At 75.1% G+C, this 18031-nt stretch carries 12 protein-coding genes; 4 read left to right on the forward strand and 8 right to left on the reverse strand.

Annotation, left to right across the window (positions count from 1 at the left end):
* The first annotated feature begins 46 nt into the window (after nucleotides 1-46).
* Nucleotides 47-412 carry an STAS domain-containing protein gene (locus ACZ4SF_RS03385; protein WP_468377548.1) on the forward strand — a complete coding sequence of 122 codons (366 nt, stop codon included), beginning with the start codon at nucleotides 47-49 and terminating at the stop codon, nucleotides 410-412.
* Nucleotides 409-1362, forward strand: coding sequence for an anti-sigma factor RsbA family regulatory protein (locus ACZ4SF_RS03390; RefSeq protein WP_468377551.1), 954 nt, complete (start codon nucleotides 409-411; stop codon nucleotides 1360-1362). Before ACZ4SF_RS03385 ends, ACZ4SF_RS03390 begins: the two co-directional genes overlap by 4 nt.
* Before the next feature lie 325 nt (nucleotides 1363-1687).
* Here ACZ4SF_RS03390 and ACZ4SF_RS03395 read toward each other — a convergent pair whose 3' ends face one another.
* From ACZ4SF_RS03395 to ACZ4SF_RS03415, 5 genes are all read right to left on the reverse strand, one after another.
* Nucleotides 1688-2725 (reverse strand): rod shape-determining protein, encoded by a 1038-nt coding sequence (locus ACZ4SF_RS03395; RefSeq protein WP_468377553.1) that lies wholly within the window; start codon nucleotides 2723-2725, stop codon nucleotides 1688-1690.
* A gap of 159 nt (nucleotides 2726-2884) precedes the next feature.
* Nucleotides 2885-6391 (reverse strand): SAV_2336 N-terminal domain-related protein, encoded by a 3507-nt coding sequence (locus tag ACZ4SF_RS03400; protein WP_468377556.1) that lies wholly within the window; start codon nucleotides 6389-6391, stop codon nucleotides 2885-2887.
* A 148-nt stretch (nucleotides 6392-6539) separates the two neighbouring features.
* A complete protein-coding gene (locus ACZ4SF_RS03405) occupies nucleotides 6540-7559 on the reverse strand; it encodes an AAA family ATPase (protein ID WP_468377559.1) in 1020 nt (339 codons plus the stop codon).
* A gap of 41 nt (nucleotides 7560-7600) precedes the next feature.
* Nucleotides 7601-9442: a VMAP-C domain-containing protein gene (locus ACZ4SF_RS03410; protein ID WP_468377561.1), complete on the reverse strand. Its 1842-nt coding sequence runs from the start codon at nucleotides 9440-9442 to the stop codon at nucleotides 7601-7603.
* On the reverse strand, nucleotides 9442-9843 hold the full coding sequence (locus ACZ4SF_RS03415; RefSeq protein WP_468377564.1) for a CU044_2847 family protein: 402 nt from the start codon (nucleotides 9841-9843) through the stop codon (nucleotides 9442-9444). The genes ACZ4SF_RS03410 and ACZ4SF_RS03415 overlap by 1 nt, the downstream gene beginning before the upstream one ends.
* A 225-nt stretch (nucleotides 9844-10068) precedes the next feature.
* Here ACZ4SF_RS03415 and ACZ4SF_RS03420 point away from each other — a divergent pair, with 225 nt between their 5' ends.
* Entirely contained in the window at nucleotides 10069-13683 is a 3615-nt protein-coding gene (locus ACZ4SF_RS03420; RefSeq protein ID WP_468377566.1) for a S8 family serine peptidase, read from the forward strand.
* Nucleotides 13684-13852: 169 nt separating this feature from the next.
* Here the strand turns inward: ACZ4SF_RS03420 and ACZ4SF_RS03425 are convergent, their stop codons facing one another.
* The 3 genes from ACZ4SF_RS03425 to ACZ4SF_RS03435 form a co-directional block, all read right to left on the reverse strand.
* Nucleotides 13853-15214, reverse strand: coding sequence for a carboxyl transferase domain-containing protein (locus tag ACZ4SF_RS03425; RefSeq protein WP_468377569.1), 1362 nt, complete (start codon nucleotides 15212-15214; stop codon nucleotides 13853-13855).
* Entirely contained in the window at nucleotides 15207-16652 is a 1446-nt protein-coding gene (locus tag ACZ4SF_RS03430; RefSeq protein ID WP_468377572.1) for an acyl-CoA synthetase, read from the reverse strand. Before ACZ4SF_RS03430 ends, ACZ4SF_RS03425 begins: the two co-directional genes overlap by 8 nt.
* Before the next feature lie 184 nt (nucleotides 16653-16836).
* Nucleotides 16837-17052 (reverse strand): hypothetical protein, encoded by a 216-nt coding sequence (locus tag ACZ4SF_RS03435; RefSeq protein WP_468378328.1) that lies wholly within the window; start codon nucleotides 17050-17052, stop codon nucleotides 16837-16839.
* An 80-nt stretch (nucleotides 17053-17132) separates the two neighbouring features.
* Between ACZ4SF_RS03435 and ACZ4SF_RS03440 the strand changes: the two genes are divergently transcribed.
* On the forward strand, nucleotides 17133-18011 hold the full coding sequence (locus ACZ4SF_RS03440) for an ATP-grasp domain-containing protein (protein ID WP_468377575.1): 879 nt from the start codon (nucleotides 17133-17135) through the stop codon (nucleotides 18009-18011).
* Nucleotides 18012-18031 lie beyond the last annotated feature (20 nt).

An 18031-nucleotide genomic window follows, 5' to 3' on the forward strand; every position in this document is an offset into this window, starting at 1 on the left:
CCCAGGCATACTGGGCAGCCGTGTATCCGTGCGTCCGGGAGAAGGCATGAGTGGACCTGAGCCGGCGCGGCCCGTGCGGGCCGGCGCCGTGCCGATGCCCGCGGTGCCGCGGCTCGACGTGTACCCGCTGACCGGGCGGACCGGGCTCCGGGCGGCGGGCGAGGTCAGCCTGCCCACGCGTGGCATCTGGGAACGCGCACTGGAGCGGGCCGTTCGCGAGGGCGAGGACGTGTACTACTTGGAGCTATCCGCGCTGACCTTCGTCGACGTCGCGGGCGCCGGCGCACTGGCGGACGCAGCCCGGCGCTTCGGCGGGCGGCGGCTGGTGCTGGCCCGGCCGCCGGCCTCCCTGCCGCGCGTGCTGGACCTGCTCTGGCCCGGCCTCCCGAAGGTCGAGGTGTCGACGTCATGACCATGGCGGCCGAACCCGTGGACACGTTCGCGCATCCCGCGCTGTTCTACGCCGATGCTCAGCAGTACCTGGCCGGCACCGTCCCGTTCGTGCGCGCGGCGCTGGCGGCGGACGAGCCGGTCGCGGTCGCCGTCCCGGGCGAGAACCTGCGGCTGATCCAGGGCGAACTGGGCGCCGACGGCGCCGCCGTGCGGTTCCTGGACATGCGGGAGGCCGGCCGCAACCCCGGCCGGATCATCCCCGGCGTGCTGCGCGCCTTCGCCGACGCCCAGCCCGCCGGCCGGCGGGTACGGATCATCGGCGAGCCGGTCTGGGCGGGCCGGAGCCCGGCCGAGTACCCCGCCTGTGCCCAGCACGAGGCACTGATCAACGCGGCGTTCCAGGGCCGCGAGGTCACCATCCTGTGCCCGTACGACACCGCCCGCCTGGATGCGCGGGCGCTCGAGGACGCGCACGCCACCCACCCCGTCGTCATCCCGGCAGGCTCCGCCACCGAGCGGAGCAGCACGGCCTACGACCCCGAGGGTGTGGTCGCCCGGTACAACGAGCCGCTGCCGCCCGCCCCCGACACCGGTCCCGAGGTGCTCTCCGTCGGCTTCGACGAGAACGCGCTCTCCGCGGTCCGCCATCTGGCCACCGGCCACGGCGCCCGGCTCGGCCTGACCGGGTTGGCCCTGGAGAACCTGGCGCTGATCACCGCCGAGCTGACCACCAACAGCGTCGTGCACGGCGGCGGCACGGGTGTGCTCACGGTGTGGCCCGAGGACGGGTACGTGCTGTGCGAGGTCCGCGACCGGGGCCGCATCACCGACCCGCTGGCCGGCCGCCGGCCCGCCGCCCGCGACCAGCGCGGCGGACGCGGGTTGCTGCTGGTGAACCTGGTGGCCGACCTGGTGCGCATCCACACCGGCCCGGAGGGCACGACCGTCCGCTCCCACCTGGCTCGCTGAGCCGTTCCACGGAGGGGTTCGCCGAGTCGCCCCGCGGAGCGTCCTGCTGAACCTCCCTACAGAGGGGTTGGGCCGTCCTGCGGCGGGGTTCTGCCGGACTGTCCTGCGGCGGGTTTCTGCGGAGGGATTCCGCTGAGCCGTCCCGCGGAGGCACTCTGCTGAGCCGTCCTGCGCAGGAGTTGGGCCGTCCTACTGTGGGGCCCCGCCGAGTCGTGCCGCGGCGAGGTCCCGCATGCCGGTGAGCTGCCCGCTCGCCTGCAACGGCGGCATCAGCGGTGGAAGACACCGGACCGGATCGCCGGTCGTACCGCGGATCCGGGCCGGCTCAGGCGGCCGGTGCGTCCAGCGCCAGCGGCTCGATCCGGCCCTCCAGCATGGCACCCAGGCCCTGGGCCGCGCACACGTCGGGCCGCTCGGCGATGTGCACCGGCATCCCGGTGGCCTGCCGCAGCATCTGGTCGAACCCGGGCAGCAGCGCGGACCCGCCGACCATCATGATGCCGCGGTCGGCGAGGTCGGCCACCAGGTCGGGCGGGCAGGCGCGCAGCACCTTGCCGATGCCGTCGAGCACGGCGGTCAGCGGGGTCTGAATCGCGTCCCGGACGGCGGCGGTGTCCACGCGCACGCTGCGGGCGAGCCCGGTCGCCACGTCCCGGCCGTGGATCTCGGTCGACGCCGGGCCGTGCGGGGTGAGCCCGTTGCCCGACAGGGCGAGCTGCAGCGGTCGTACCGACTGGCTGGGCAGCAACAGCTTGTGCTGGTGCCGCAGATGCTGCACGACCGCGTGGTCCACGGCCTCGCCGCCCACCGGGATCCGCTGCGCGGTCACGATGGAGCCCAGCGAGAGCACCGCGACCTGAGTGGCCGCCGCCCCGCACACCATGATCATGGTGGCCTCGGGCCGCTCCACCGGCAGCCCGCAGCCGACGGCCGCGGCGATCATCGTGTCCACCAGCTCGACCTTCCTGGCGCCCAGCCCGACCAGCGTCTCGATCGTCGCCCGCGTGGCCAGCGGATCGGCGTCGTGCGGGGTGCAGGCCGCCGCACGCAGCCGGGGCTTGCGGCGCAGCGCCCGGCGCATCTTGTCACCGAGCAGATGCCGCAGCATGCGCTGGGCCATCTCGATGTCCACCACCGTGCCACCGGAGATGGGCCGGACGACCCTGATGTAGTCCGGGGTCCGCCCCGTCATCTTCTCCGCGAACTCGCCGACGGCGATGAGCGCGCCCGTGTGGGTGTTCACGGCCGCGACCGAGGGCTGGTCGACGACGAGGCCGGTGCCCTTCACGTACACGCGGGTACGGGCCGCACCCAGGTCGACGGCGAAGTGACAGCGGCGCAACTGCTCCAGGCTGACGGTCACGGCGGATCCTCCCGAGTGCGCGGGGCTTGACGGTCCCCACCTGTTCGGCGGGCTCACTGGCATCCTGCGCGGGGGCGGAAGCGGGCGCCTTTCCTGGGCGACCGGGCGGGGCGCGGCTGAACGGGCGTATTTCGCGGCCGTCCCGGAGTGTCGGCGGGCTCAGAGCGACCGGACGGCCTCCAGCAGCGGCTCCAGGGACGACACGGTGACCTCGCTGCCGTCCTCGCGCAGGCTCCGGCGTCCGGCGGCGGAGGGGGAGTACCCGATGACGCGCAGGCCGAGTTGCTGGGCCGCGGTGAGTTCGGCGACCGACGAGCTGATCAGGACGCCGGTGCGGGCGGCGGCGCCGAGCGCGTCCAGGGCGCGCAGCAGGCAGTCGGGGTGGGGCATCAGCAGACCCAGGTCGTCGCGGCGGCCGTGGAGGCCCGCGAAAGGAAGACGGTAGGGCTCCAGACAGCGGTGGACGGCCGGGGTGCCCACGTCCGTCACCACGCTGACCCGGCGGCCTGCCCGGTGCAGGGCGCGGACGAGCGCGAGGGACCGGTGCGTGGTGGGCGCGTCGGGTACGGCAGCCAGTTCGAGTTCGTCCAGGCGCGCCCGCAGCAGCGGGCCGAGCCGGTCGTGGGCGAAGGCCCGCAGCAGGTCCAGTGGATGCGCGAACGCCTCCCGGCCGGCCGCGCTCACCACCGGCAGCGGGCGGCCCGTCAGCGCGTCCTGCGGATCGCGGTGGTCGGCCATGAGCGCCAGCAGGTCGAGCAGGGCCTCCCGGGCGGTCTGGGCCGGGAACAGCCGGGCGAGTGGCCCGTCGAAGCCGATCAGTACCGTGTCGCTGCCGGCGAGGAGGGACGCCAGCCGCCGACGCGACGGGACCGGCGGTTCCGCCGCCGGCGCGGGCGCCCACTCCGGGACCAGCTGCACGGTGTACGACACCGCGAGCCCGGGCACCGGCCAGTCGTCCACCCCTGCGTTCACCGCCCGCTGAGCCGCGCCCGCGCGGCGCAGCGGATGGCGGCGCGTGACCGGGGCCGCCGCCGCGCACAGGTGCTTCAGCAGCAGTCCGGACACACCGGTGGTCTCGCCGCGGACGAAGGCGACCGGATCGTCCACACGCCAGGACAGCATCACCGCGGCCTTGAAGGCGCCCTTGCCGGAACTCGGCAGGGACACGATGTGCCGGGCCTCGTGCGGGGTCAGATCGACCGAGTAGTACGTCTCGGGACGCGGCGGCCGGGTGCCGTACGGCTGGATCGGGTCGAGCAGCGTGAGCGGGCCGTCGGCGCGGGTGTGCACCACGGCCGTGCGGCCCGGAACGGGGACGCCCAGCTCGTGCAGGTCCTGCGTGATGAACGGGCCCTGCACCAGCTCGCGTTCGCCGGGCTCCGGGGTCCGCGGCCCGAGCAGGCAGTACCAGGCGGCCGGCGGGCTGTCCGGGGCGCTGTCACAAAAGAGCGGCCGGAATGGCCGGGAGCGCTGGGCGGCGGAGCTGGCGGCGAAGTCGTCGTACAGCGCGGGCGGTACGACGACCACGGCGTCCGCGGCGGTCTCCGGCGGCCGGCCGAACGGCTCCCCGAACGTCACCCGCAGCCGCGGCGGATCGGTCAGCCGGGCGAGCGCATGAGGGAGTTCCCGCAGGACGGCGACCAGGACGGGCAGGAGATAGGCGCCGGGCTCGGTGCGCACCAGGTAGCCGTCCGGGCGGACGTCCACCTCGTACTGGCGGGGAGTGAGGGAGCCGCGCGCGAGGATCTCGTGCACGGCGGCCTCCAGGGTGATGCGGGCCTCGGGGCGGCCGGTGAGTTCGTCGGCCACGAAGCGGATCCCGGACCGTCCCACGGAGGCGTCCGGCCCGGCGGACTGCTCCCCGTCGGCGGTCGCCGGCAGCTCTCCGTCCGCCGTCGTCGGCAGCTCTCCGTTTGCGGTTGCCGACAGCGCTCCGTCCGCCGTTGTCGGCGGTTCTCCGTCGGCGGTTGCCGGCGGTTCTCCGTCGGCGGTCGTCGGCCGCTGACCGTTCGCGGTTGCCGGCGGTTCTCCGTCCGCCGTCGCCGACAGCTCTACGTCCGCCGTCGTCGGCGGTTCCCCGTCCGCCGTGGCCGACAGCCGTCGCACGCTGTCCTCGCTGACCGTCGCGAACGGATCGCCCTCCCCGGCCGCCCCCGCGCCCCGCGCGGAAGGCACCGACGCCCGGAACTCGCCCGGTGCCCGTCCCGCCCTGCGGTCGATGAACTCGCCGATCCGGGCGAGAAGTTCGGTGGTGCGGTGGCGGGCGGTACGCGGCAGGCCGAGCAGGAGCAGTTCGCGGACGCCGTCCCGGAAGGCGTAGGAGCCGGGCGGGCCGTCCGGGACCGCGGTGAGCATGCCGCTGAGAACGACCTCGGCCAGGTGACGGGGGCGCGGATCCGGCTCCACCGCGGCCTGCACCAGGCGCATGACCGGCAGGTCGGGACGCCCCACCGCGAGATGCCCGGCCAGCCGGACCGCCTCGGGCGATGCGGTCGCCCGGAACCGCAGGACCAGCTCCTCGGCGGTCAGCAGACCGATGTCCGTGCGGTCCTCGGCGTCCGCCGGCAGCGGACGGCCCAGCCGGGCGACCGCACCGGGGAATTCCGCCCCTCCCGGCGTGGCGAGCAGCGCGGCCCAGTGCGCCAGCCACCGCGGCTCCGGCTCCAGCACGGGCAGCGGGACCGTGCCGCCGGCCCCGGTGGACTCGTCCTGCTCGTACGGGGTGAACGCGAGCGCCGTCGTGGGGGCCGCGGGGTGCGGGGCCGCGAGCCGGCCCGGGGTGGCGGGCAGCGCCGTGTCCCGCCACAGGTGTTCCGGCAGCGGCTGTACGACGGCCAGGGGCATCCGGCGGGCCCAGCGGTGCAGGGTGGCGTACCAGAGGGTGCCGGCCGGGCCCTCCCGCCACTGCGGTCCCATGCAGTCGCTGATCAGAAGGGTGACGGTGCGGCCGTCGGTGGGGGCGTGCGCGTCGGGGCCGCGGACGGTGCCGTCGGCGGCGGCGCGGTACACGGCGACCGTGCGGAAGGTCCCCGACTGGCCGAGCGCCGTGTGCAGCTCGCGGATCAGGGGCCGCCAGACCGGCATGGTGGGCCCGGCGTCGTACACCAGGTTCAGCCGCAGCCAGCGTTCCCGTGCCGGGCGCAGCACCGGCAGCCACCACTCGGGGCCGGCACCGAGGCGGGCGATGCGGTCGGCGGTAGCCGGCTCGTCCAGCTCGTGGCCCACGGGCGCGTCGACACGGCGCCGCAGCGGGCGCAGCGAACGCTGGAGCGCCAGCGGATGACGCAGCATCGGGGGCGCCGGGGCCAGGAGGCCGGCGTGGGGCCGGTCCGCGGTGGGGTCCGGGCGGTGGGAGGGGAGGTGGAGGGGGACGCGGGCCGGCTGCCGGGAGGCCGGGGCGGCCTCGGGCGCCCGGGCGGGCTCCGGCTCCCGTGCCGCTGGAGGGTAGGGCCGGGGCGGCTGGTCCGGGGGCGGGGGTGCGGGCTGTTCCGGCACCGGTGCCGGAACAGAGACCTCCGGTCCGCCCGGGCCGGAGCCGAGGGCGGGGCCGGCACTGTCTGCGCCGGGTGTCATGTGGCCCGCCAGCCAGAGCAGTTCGGCCAGTTCGAGCGGGCTCGGACGCACCCCGTGGGCCGCCTCGGCCAGGACGTCGGCCAGGCGGACCACCGGGTCCGGGGAGCCGGGGCGCGCGGTGGGGGAGTCGGGGCTGCCGGAAGTGGAGCTGGGGCGGCCGGCAGGGGAGCTGGGGCGGCCGGCAGGGGAGCTGGGAAGGCCGGAAGTGGAGTCCGGGACGTCAGGAGGGGAGGCGGGGTGCTCAGAAGACATCGTTCTGCGCGGCCTGTCCCAGGTACGGCATCAGCTTTTCGGCCAGCCGGTCCAGGGAGTCGGTGTCCAGGTCGGCGGAGCGGGCCAGGTAGATGGCGTTGAGGAGCTGGTCGGTGGCCAGGTCGCCGACGCCCGAACGGGACAGGAAGCGGTCGATCAACGTCCGTGCGTAGGCGTCCGGTTCGCCCAGGTGGGCGCGGACGATCTCGGCGAGGTGCCGGTCGTCCGGCTGCCGCAGATGCAGCGTGACACAGCGGCGCAGGAAGGCGGGCGGGAACTCGCGCTCGCCGTTGCTGGTGAGGACGACGAAGGGGAAGGAGCGGCAGCGGACCCGGCCGTGTGCCACCGGGACCCGCTCGTCGGTGCCGTCGGCCGGCACCTCGGCGACACCGTCCGGCGCGAGCCGCGCGGCGCGCACCAGCTCGGGGATCTCGTACTGGCCCTCCTCCAGCACGTTCAGCAGGTCGTTGGGCAGGTCCAGGTCGCTCTTGTCGATCTCGTCGATGAGCAGTGCGCGGGGCCGGTCGTAGGGCAGGAGGGCGGTGCCGAGCGGCCCCAGGCGCAGATGGTGCTCGATGCCCGAGCGGTCGTCCGTGTCCTGCGGCCGGTCCTGCCGGGCCGCGTACAGCCGTGACAGCGGGTCGTACTGGTAGAGGCCGTCGTGGAGCGTGCTGCGGCTGGTGATGTTCCAGCGCAGCACCGGACCGAGCCGCAGCTCGCGGGCGACGGCGTACACGAGCGAGGACTTGCCGGTGCCCGGCGGCCCGGTGACCAGCAGCGGGCGGCGCAGATACAGGGCCGCGTTGACCAGTTGGACCGTCTGTTCCGTGGCCTGGTAGGTCTCGGCGCGGTGCGTACGGTCCGGGGAGACGGCGGAGGCGCCGGCCCCCTCGTCCGGCGCCGTGAGCACCGGACCGCCGTCGAAGGCCCGCCAGGGCGGCGGCGGGGGCAGCTGCGCGATGCCGTCGTGCGGCTCGTTCGTACCGGTGTAGACGGGCCACAGGGGCATGGGCTCTTCTTCTCCGTGGGGGCGGTCGGTCGTGCGGGCGGTCAGGCGACGGGTGAGTGGAGGGACGCGGCCGGTTCGGGGAAGCAGCGCGGGTCGTCCCAGAGCAGCTGCAGGTCTCTTGCCCAGTGCAGGTCCGGCTCATCGGCGGCGCCCGCGGTCAGCCGCAGTGACAGGACGTGCCGGGGCAGTTCGGCGGGCGGTACGTCGGCGACCGAGGCGGTGAGCTGGTCGAGGAACGCGGTGCCGGGGCAGGGCGGATCGCCCTCCCGGGCGCCGGTGCGGAGCCGGCAGTTCTCCGGGGCGCCGGTGCGGGGCGGATCGTTCTCGGGGGCGCCGGTGCGGAGCGGACCGCCCTCCGGGGCGCCGGTGCCGAACGGATTCCCTTCCGGGGCGCAGGTGCAGGGCGCGTCCCCGTGGCCGGCGCAGGAGCAGCCGGTCCGGGACCACAGCAGGACCGGCACGGGCACGGTGAGGCCGACCTCGAAGTGCTCCCGTGCCGTGGTGGGCGGGAAGGCGAAGCCCGCCAGTCCGGCGTCGCCGTCCCACAGCCGTTTGCGCAGGCTCGGCGGGCGCTCCCGGCTGCCGCACTCGACACGGTGCACCTCGACCCCGCCTCCGGTGTCCAGCTTCTGCCACTTCTTGCGCAGCTGGTGGCGGAGCCGGCCACTGTGGTGGCGGGCCCGGTCGGTCACCACGAGGGGATAGGCGCAGCCGAGGGGCGTGCTGTCGTCCGCGCCGCACTCCCACTGCGCCACCGCTTCGTTGAGCCACTCGCGCGGCAGCACGAACGTCACCAGCTCGTCGGCGTCCGGGGCGAGATGCGAGACGGCTTCGTCGATGCGGCCCTGGACGTAGGCCCGTACCCCTGACCGGGACAGCCGGCGTGCGCCCACCGGCCGGCGCTGTCCGTCGCGGTACGCGGACACCTCCACCGTCACCTGGTCGGGGCCGGCGCCGCTGTGGTCGATCTCGACGACGACCGGGGACCAGGCCGGCGGGGCCTCGGCCGCCGCGGCCGCCGGGGTCTGTAACGCCTGTCCTCCGTCGAGCAGTTCCCGCAGCCGGTCGGCGAACCGGCCCACCGCCTCCGGGTCCGGGACCTCCCACTGCACATACGCGGCGGCCGCCCACAGGGTGGGGAAACCGCCCGGGGGCAGGGGCGGCCCGAAGGCCTCCACCGCGTCCACGTACAGCCGGTTCGGATCGCAGGGCCGGCCGGCGCCGTCCGTGGCCCGGCGCAGCAGGGCGTACAGCCGTCGGCGGGCGTCGTCCCGGTGACCGGGGGTGGGCACCAGCTCGCCCAGCTCGGGCCAGTACCGGGCCATCACGTCCAACGGCAGCATCCGGCCCTTGCGTACGTCCGGCGAGTCCGAGGCCGCGGTGACCATGCCGGCGACCCTGCCGTCCGGAAGGGTCGCCGCCGCCCCGCTGAACCCGGCCACGAGCGGCTGCCCGTGCCCGTTCCAGGCCACCAGTTCCAGCCACTGGTCGGCGATCAACTGGCCCGAGACGGCCTGGTACTCGGCGAGCGTGCCCTCGTCGTAGCCCTCGGGGAAGCCGTACGCGATCAGCTTGGGGTACGGCTCGGTGTACGCGGCGTCGGGCGGTGCGAAGCCGGCCGGGGCGAGCGGGACGTCGCGGTCCAGTTCCAGCACGGCCACATCGCCGGGGTCGGTGGCCGCACCCGACCAGCCGCCGTGGGCGACGACCGACGCGGACAGCTCGCCCAACTGCCTGGCGTGCGGGAAGGAGACGGTCACCGCGGACCGGTCGCTCCACCTGACGACGTGCGCGCAGGTGAGCACCCGGCGGCCGGCCACCAGGAACCCGGCCCCCACCTCGTGGCCGCAGACGATCCGGGCATGCCAGGCAGCGCTGCTCATCACCGGTCGGCGGAATCCGGGCCGGGTGCGCTCTGGCCCGGAACGGTCCGCACCGGCACGCTCCGGCCGGGCGCGGCCTGCTCCGGCTGTCCGGGGGACCAGCTGAGCTTGACGACCAGGTGGCCCTCGGCCGACCCCTTCGCGATGATCGCACCGGCCTCCGCGGACATCCGCACGCCGAACTCGATCTCCACCGCGTCGGGGCGCAGGCTGCCGTCCCGGAAGACCCGCAGTGCGGCCTCCGCCGCAGCCCGTACGCCGTCCAGCGCTCCCTCGAAGGTGCGCGTGGCCTGTGCCGGTCCGTCGCCGCGCGAGACGAGCCGGGCACCGGATCTGGTGGGTACGTCCTCCACCACCACGAGCGCGCCGTCCTCGGTCCTGAACTCGACCAATCCGTCCATGGCGTCGCTGACTCCCCGTCGTTCCCGGTCTCGTGACAACTCCCATGTTACGGACGGTGCTTCGGGTGTCACATCTTCGAACGGGTGTGCGTGGCGGGAGCGGAGGTCGGGGGGATCCCGCCAGGGCGCCTTTCCGTCGGCTTCGGTCAATTTCCGTGCGGGCGACGGGACATCACACTCGTCTCAGCACGCGACCCGCTCGACACCGAACGAGAAGAGGCGTGGATGAGTACAGGACCAGTCAGACGGGGGGCGGCACTGGCGGTGACGGTGCTGGTCGGCGCCCTGCTCCCGGCCGGCCCGGCGGTCGCGCGGGGGACCGCCGCGCACGCCCCGGCCCCCGCCGCCGGCACGACCGTCACCCTCGTCACCGGCGACGAGGTGACCGTCACCGGCCTGGGGCACGGCAGGAAGACCGTCACCGTGCGACGGCCCCGCGGGGCCACGGGCGCCGTACGGACGCAGCGGAGCAACGGTCACCTCACCGTCGTACCGGACGAGGCGCTGCCGTATCTGCGCGCCGGGACGCTGGACCGGCGGCTGTTCGACGTGAGCGGGCTGATCCGGCAGGGGCTCACCGACGCCAGGACCGGCGCGCTGCCGCTGATCGTGACCTACGACAGGGGCGCGCGGGCCGTCGTACCGGCCGGTGCCGAGCGGACCCGGGCGCTGCCGAGTGTGCGCGGGGCGGCGGTCGAGGCGGACAAGGGGCGCACCTTCTGGCTGTCGTTCACACGGGCGTCCGGCATCCGCAAGGTGTGGCTGGACGGGCGGGTCACGGCCGGCCTGGCCGAGAGCAACGCCCAGATCGGCACACGGGCCGCCTGGGACGCCGGGCTGACCGGCAAGGGTGTCACGGTCGCCGTCCTGGACACCGGCGCCGACCTCGGCCACCCCGACCTGGCGGGCCGGGTGAGCGCGTCCAGGAGCTTCGTCGAAGGGCAGGACGTCGCCGACCGCAACGGGCACGGCACCCATGTCACCTCCACCGTCGGCGGCAGCGGCGCCGCCTCCGGCGGCACGGAGCAGGGGGTGGCGCCCGGCGCGACCCTCGCCGTCGGCAAGGTGCTCGGCGACCAGGGCTCGGGCAGCGAGTCGCAGATCATCGCCGGCATGGAGTGGGCGGCACGGGACGTGCACGCCAGGATCGTCTCCATGAGCCTGGGGTCTACGGAGGCCGGCGACGGCACCGACCCCATGGCGCAGGCGGTGAACACGCTCTCCCGGGAGACCGGCGCACTGTTCGTCGTCTCGGCCGGCAACACCGGCGCACCCTCCTCCATCAGCTCGCCCGGCGCCGCCGACGCCGCCCTGACCGTCGGCGCCGTCGACTCCGGCGACCATGCGGCCGACTTCACCTCCGCGGGCCCCCGGTACGGCGACAACGCGCTCAAGCCGGACATCTCCGCGCCCGGCGTCGGCATCCTCGCCGCCCGCTCCCAACTGCTGTCCGGTGACGGTTACTACACCTCCATGAGCGGTACGTCGATGGCCACCCCGCAGGTGGCGGGGGCCGCCGCGCTGCTCGCCGGACAGCACCCCGACTGGAGCGGCGGCCGGCTGAAGGACGCGCTGATGTCCAGCTCCGCGCAGCTCGACGCCTCCGCCTACCTGCTGGGTGCGGGCCGGGTGAGCGTGCCGGACGCGGTGCACACCACGGTCACCGCCACCGGCAGCGCCGACCTCGGCTTCGTCAGCTGGCCGTACGAGGCGAACGAGCCCGTCACCCGGACCCTCACCTACACCAACTCCTCGGACGCACCGGCCGAGTTGAAGCTGTCGGTACGGGGCGCCCCGGACGGGGTCGCCACCCTCGCCCGGAACACCCTCACCGTCCCGGCCCACGACACCGCGACGACCACCGTCACCGGCGACGGCTCGAAGGCGCCGGCCGGGGAGACCAGCGGGCGGATCGTGGCCGTGGACCAGACCGGGAAGACCGTCGCGCACACCGCCTTCGGGCTGGTCAAGGAGGACGAGCGGTACACGCTCACCGTCCACGTCAAGGACCGCGCGGGTGCGCCCGCCGCTGCCGACCTCACCGTGCAGCGGCTCGCCGGGGGCGCGGACGCCCAGCCCGCCCGCGTCGGCGACTCCGGCACGCTCAGGCTGCGCCTGACGCCCGGCACCTACTCTCTCACCTCCTTCCTCGACGTGCCCGGCAGCCACGGCGCCGACTCCCTCGGCCTCGGCTTCCTCGCGGCCCCCGGGATCGGCCTCGACCGGGACCGCGAAGTCACCCTCGACGCACGGAGGCTGCGCGAGGTCGCGGCCCGGGTCGACCGGCGCACGGAGACCCACCAGCTCGTCATGGAGTACGACCGGCAGGCGAACGGCGCCGACCTCTTCGGCGCCGTCCAGGTACCCCTCACCTACGACAGCGTCCTCGCCGCGCCCACCCCGGACGTCGCAGAGGGCACCTTCGAGTACCGGACCGTGTGGCGGCTGGCCAAGCCCCTGCTGACGGTCAAGGGCATCGGCGAGGCCACCGTCCAGCCGGGCGGCACACTCCTCACCGGCCACAGCAGACTGCCGCTGGTGGACGTCGGTGACGGGCCCGTCACCGGGGTGTCCGGCAAGGCGGTGCTCGCCCGCCTCGCCGACGGCGCCGACCCGGCCGCGCTCGCCCGGGCCGCGCAGGACGCGGGTGCCGCGGCCCTGTTCGTGACCGACGACGCGCCCGGCCGGCTGATGGCCTGGTGGGGCACCGACGACAACGCCGACCGGCCGCTGCAGATCGCCACCGTGAACCAAGCGGACGCGGCACGCCTCAGGGCGGCCGGCCGCGTCGACATGACCGGCACCGCCGACCCGCCGTACGTCTACGACCTCTCCGAGGGCCACCGGGGCGCGATCCCGGACCGGGACCTCACCTACGCACCCGGCCGCGGTGAACTCGCCGCCGTCCACGTCCGGTTCCACTCCGACCGGCCGCGAAACGGCGGCGAGTTCCGGTACTCCCTCACCGGATCCTTCCCCGTCGGCCTCGGCTTCCAGGAGCGCGTCGCCCTGCCCGCCGAGCGCACCGACTACGTCTCCACCGGCCCCGGCCAGCTCTGGCACGAGTCCGTCACGGCCGCCGACGGCGCCCTGGAGGAGCGCGGCGGGCTCGTCCGCTACGACGGCGGCAGCAGGCCGGAGCTGAACTGGTTCCGGCCCGTGTGGCACCCGTGGCTGGGCACCGGACTCGGCTGGTGCGGGCAACGCGCCGGAAACCGGATCCAGTTGAACACCCCTGGCTGGGGCGACTCCGGGCCCGACCACACCGGCTTCGGCGACGTGTGGAGCGAGGGCAGCGGGATGAGCCAGACCACCGCCGTCCACCTGGACGGCACACTGGTCGACCGGCGCACCGGCTCCGGCGTCGACGTCCTGGACGCGCCCGCCGACGAGCACACGTACAAGGTGGTCACCGACACCGCCCTGGACCCCGCCCACTGGCAGCCCGCGACGCGGGGCCACACCGAGTGGGCCTTCCGCTCCGCGGCCACCCCGGAGGACCACTGGACCTGCCTGCCGCTCATCAACCTCGCCTTCGACGTCGACACCGACCTCGCGGGCCGGGTGCGGGGCGAACAGCGGCTGCCGATCGCGATCGGCGCCGAGTACGTCACGGGTGCGGCCGGCACCGGCACCCTCGACGGCGGCCGTCTGGAGGTGTCGTACGACGACGGCACCACCTGGCGGACGGTCCCCCTGACCGCCGGCCGGGGCGCCTCCTGGCGCGGCACGCCGACCGTGCCCCGCGACGCCGCCCATGTCTCCCTGCGGGCCTCGGCCCACGACGACAAGGACGGCTCGGTGACCCAGGAGATCATCCGGGCGGTGGCGGTGCGGTAGCTCGGCCCGTGGGCCGGTTCGCGGTGGCCGCGTGGTGGGCCGGTTCACGGTGGCCGTGTGCTGGCTCGCGGGGGCCGTGTGGTGGGCCGGTTCACGGGCCGTGTGCTGGTTCGCGGTGGCAGTGTGTTGGCCAGGTCCGTGTGCCGGTTCTTGGTGGCCGTGTGCTGGTTCAGTCCGGGGGCCGGTCCGCGGTGGCTGCGCCGTCGACGATGCCGCGGACCACCCCCAGCTCCACCAGATCCTGCGGCCGGATGCGCAGCTGGTCCGCGGTCGCCTCCACCTCCTCCGGCGTCCGCTTGAGGATCGCCGCCGCGAGCTCGGGGGCGATCACCGAGAAGTAACTGTCCGGCGTGACCCAGGTGTTGCCGGGCGCGGCCAGCGCGAGCGCTCCGCCGGAGCCGCCCTCGCCGACGACCAGCGTGGTGACCGGCACCCGCGCGGCGGCCACCGCCCCGAACACCTCGGCGATCGCCGCCCCGGCGCCCTGCCGCTCCGCCTCCGCCCCATTGGCCGCGCCCGGGGTGTCCACCAGCGTCAGCACCGGGATGTCCAGCCGGTCCGCGAGCCGGATCAGCCGGGCCGCGGTCCGGTACCCGGCGGGCCGGGTCGCCGCCCCGGTCTGTGCCGCGTACGCCACGGTACGGCCGTCACGCTCACCGAACCCGCACAGCATGCCGTCGGGGTCCGTGCCGCCGCAGCGGTCGCCGCTGACCGGCACCCGGCGGGTGAAGTACGCGTCCAGATAGGCGTGGGCGCGGGGGCGTTCGGCCGAACGGGCCCGGCGGACGGCCGCCCAGCCGGTGCCGGGGAGGCCGCAGGCGCCGAGGGCGTGCGGGACCGGGGCCTCCTGCGCCGGATGGGTGAGCAGCCGCAGCCACACCCCGAGCGTTTCCCGCAACTCCTCGGGACGGACCACCGCGTCCGCCGATCCGGCCGCGACCTGCGCCTCCGCCGTGTAGGCGGCCGGATCTGCGTCCGCCGGCCGGACCCGGGAGCCGGCGAAGCCCACCTGGGCGCCCGGGAGGGCCAGGACCACGTCGGCTCCGGCGCCGAGGGTGGCCCAGCCGCCGCCGGTCGTCGGGTCCCGCAGGACCGCGATCTGCGGCAGGCCCGCCTCCCGGGTGAGCGCCGACTCACGGGCCACCCTCTGGAGCTGGGCCAGGGCGAGCATGCCCTCCTGCATCCGGCTGCCGCCGGTGGCGATCAGCGGCACGACCGGGAGCCGGTGCGCGCGGGCGTGGTGGTAGGCCGCCTCTATGCGGTCGCCGGTGCGCTGCCCCAGCGAGCCGCCCAGGAAGCCGAACTCGAAGGCGATCAGCACGGCCCGGGTGCCCCCGACGGTCGCGGTGCCGCAGACCACCGACTCCTGTTCACCGGTGCGGTCGGCGGCACGGGCGCGCGAGGCGTCGTAGCCCTGCCAGCCGAGCGGGCCGTCCGGCTGCGGCTGCCTTATGACACCGGGCAGTTCCCGGAAGGCCGACTCGTCCGCGACCAGCGCCAGGATCTCCCGTGCCGTGAGCCGCTCAGGCATCGGCCAGCGCCCGCTTCATGATCTTGCCCATGTCGTTGCGGGGGAGAGCCTCCAGGTAGCGGACCACGCGGGGGCGTTTGTGCGGGGCCAGCCGCCCGGCCACATGGTCCGCCAACTCCCCGGCGGCGGGCGGGGACTGCGGGTCGGCCGGGACGATCCAGGCCACGATCCGCTCGCCCAGGTCGGCGTCCGGTTCCCCGGTGACCGCCGCCTCCCGCACCCCCGGATGCTCCAGCAGGGCGTTCTCGATCTCACCGGCCCCGATCTTGTAGCCGCCGCTCTTGATGAGGTCGGTGGCCTTGCGGCCCACGATCCGGACATACCCGTCGGACTCCCGCACAGCCATGTCGCCGGTGCGGAACCAGCCGTCGGCGGTGAACGCGGCGGCCGTGGCATCGGGCCGGTTCAGGTACTCGGTGAACAGGTTCGGACCGCGCACCTGGATCTCGCCGACGCTCTCCCCGTCGTACGCGGTGATCTCCGTACCGTCCTCCTCCACCAGGCGCAGCTCCACGCCCGGCAGCGGCACCCCGACCGTGCCGGCCCTCGCCTCCCCGTCGGCCCGCACGCTGGTGTTCATCAGCGTCTCCGTCATGCCGTACCGCTCGATCACCCGCCGGCCGGTCGCCGCCGCGATCCGCTCGTGGTCGTGCACGGGCAGCGCGGCCGACCCCGACACCAGCAGCCGGGCCCGCCCGAGGGCCTTGGCCAGCTCCGGGTCGTCCGGCAGGGCCTCGGCGATGCGGTGGTACATCGTCGGCACCCCGAACACCATGGTCGCGCCCTCGTTCAGCTCGCGGGCCACCCCCTCGGTGCTGAAGCGGCCCAGGTGCCGAACCGATCCGCCGCGGCGCAGCGGCCCGAGGACGCCGAGGACCAGCCCGTGCACATGGAACAGCGGCAGCCCGTGCACCAGTACGTCGTCCCCGGTCCACTGCCAGGCGTCGGCGAGCGCGTCCAGGGTGGTGGCGACGGCCCGGCGGGGGAGCACCGCGCCCTTGGGCGGGCCGGTGGTGCCGGAGGTGTAGACGATCAGCGCCGGGTCGCCGTCCGCCGCCCGCTCCCCGGGCGCGGTGCCGGTGGCGGACGCGTCCACGTCGATCCTCGGCACGTCGCCGAACACCGGCGGGAGCCCGGCGCCGGGCGCGGCGAGAACGAGCGCCGGCGCACTGTCGGCCAGAATGTGCGCCAGCTCCTTCTCGCCCGACTTCGGGTTGAGCGGCACCGCGGCCACTCCGGCGAGCAGCGCGCCGGTCACCGCGACCGCGGTCTCCAGCTCCGGGGTGGCCCACACGGCGACCCGGCCTGCATCCCGGACCCGGGCGGCGACGGCACCCGCGGCGCCCGCGAGTTCTCCGTACGTCAGGGTCCTGGGCCCGAACCGCAGGGCGACCCGCTCGCCCGGACCGTCCGCCAGGGCGGGGAAGAGAGAGGACACGCGGCGTACTCCTTACTGCCGGCACCGCCGACGGTGCCGGCCACCGGGGACGACAGCACTTTCCTACACCAGGAGCGGAGCGTTCCGTGGATGGGCACCGTGCGACGGCGGGGTCGGCCCCGGTATTCGGTACCTCTCTTTTGGACCTCCCTCCCTGATCCTGCCGGACGGCGCAGGCCCGGGGTCAGGCCGCCGTCACGACATCGGCGACCACACAGCTGACGTCGTCCGGGACGCCGCCCGCGTTCGCCGCGTCCACCAGCGCGCGCACCGCGGCGTCGGGGGCGGCAGCGGCGGCTGTGTTGCTCGCGAACGCCCCGATCGTCAGCAGTTCCCTGCGCACCTCGTGCCCCTCGTCGTCCGCCACCGATGCCGGGGCTTGCCCGGAGGCGAAGGCCAAATGAGCTGCTCCGGTTCTGCGGCGTTGTTAGCCTCACAGCGCATCCGCCCAGCCAACCGCCGTACGACAGGGAGCCCGCCGTGCCCCGCATCGCCCTCGCCACCTACGACCCCGGAGCCGAGCCGAGCTTCGACACCGACCTGCCGGTGCTGGTGCAGGCGCTCAAGGACGCCGGCGCCGAGGCGGAGGCCCGGCACTGGGACGACCCGGAGGCGGACTGGGGCGGCTACGACTTGGTGGTCATCCGCTCGACCTGGGACTACAGCTGGCGGGCCGCGGAGTTCGCCGCCTGGGTGGAGCGGGCCGGCGCGCTCACCCGGCTGGCCAACCCGGCCCCCGTCGTGCGCTGGAACACCGACAAGCGCTACCTCGGCGAGCTGGCGGCGGCCGGCGTGCCCACCGTCCCCACCCGCTACATCGCGCCGGGCGAGCCGGCCGACCTGCCCGCCGGCCACGAGTTCGTGATCAAGCCGACCTCGGGCGCCGGCGCCCGGTTCGCCGCCCGGTACACGCCCGCCGAGCACGACACGGCGGTACGGCAGCTCGCGCGGATGCACGCGGAGGGCTTCACCGCGATGGTGCAGCCGTACATGCCGGGCATAGACGTGGGCGGGGAGCGGGCGCTGCAGTTCTTCGGCGGCCGGCTGCTGCACGCCAGCCGGAAGGGGGCCGTCCTCACACCCGGCACCCCGTACGACGCCGACAAGGTCGCCCACCCCGATCTGCAGCCCTGGCAGCCCAGGGAGGCCGAACTCGCCGTCGCCGAGAAGGCGTTGGCGGCCGTACCCGGCAGGGACGGGCTGCTGTACGCGCGGGTGGACCTGGTCGACGGGGACGACGGCGAACCGCGCCTGATGGAACTGGAGCTGGTCGAGCCGAACCTGTTCCTGTGGCTGCACCCCGGCTCGCTGCCGCGCGTGACGGAGGCGATCCTGACCGCGGCCGGGACCCCGGCCTAGCGCGTCCCTTCGGGCCGCCA

The organism is Streptomyces sp. NPDC027663 (assembly GCF_055566415.1).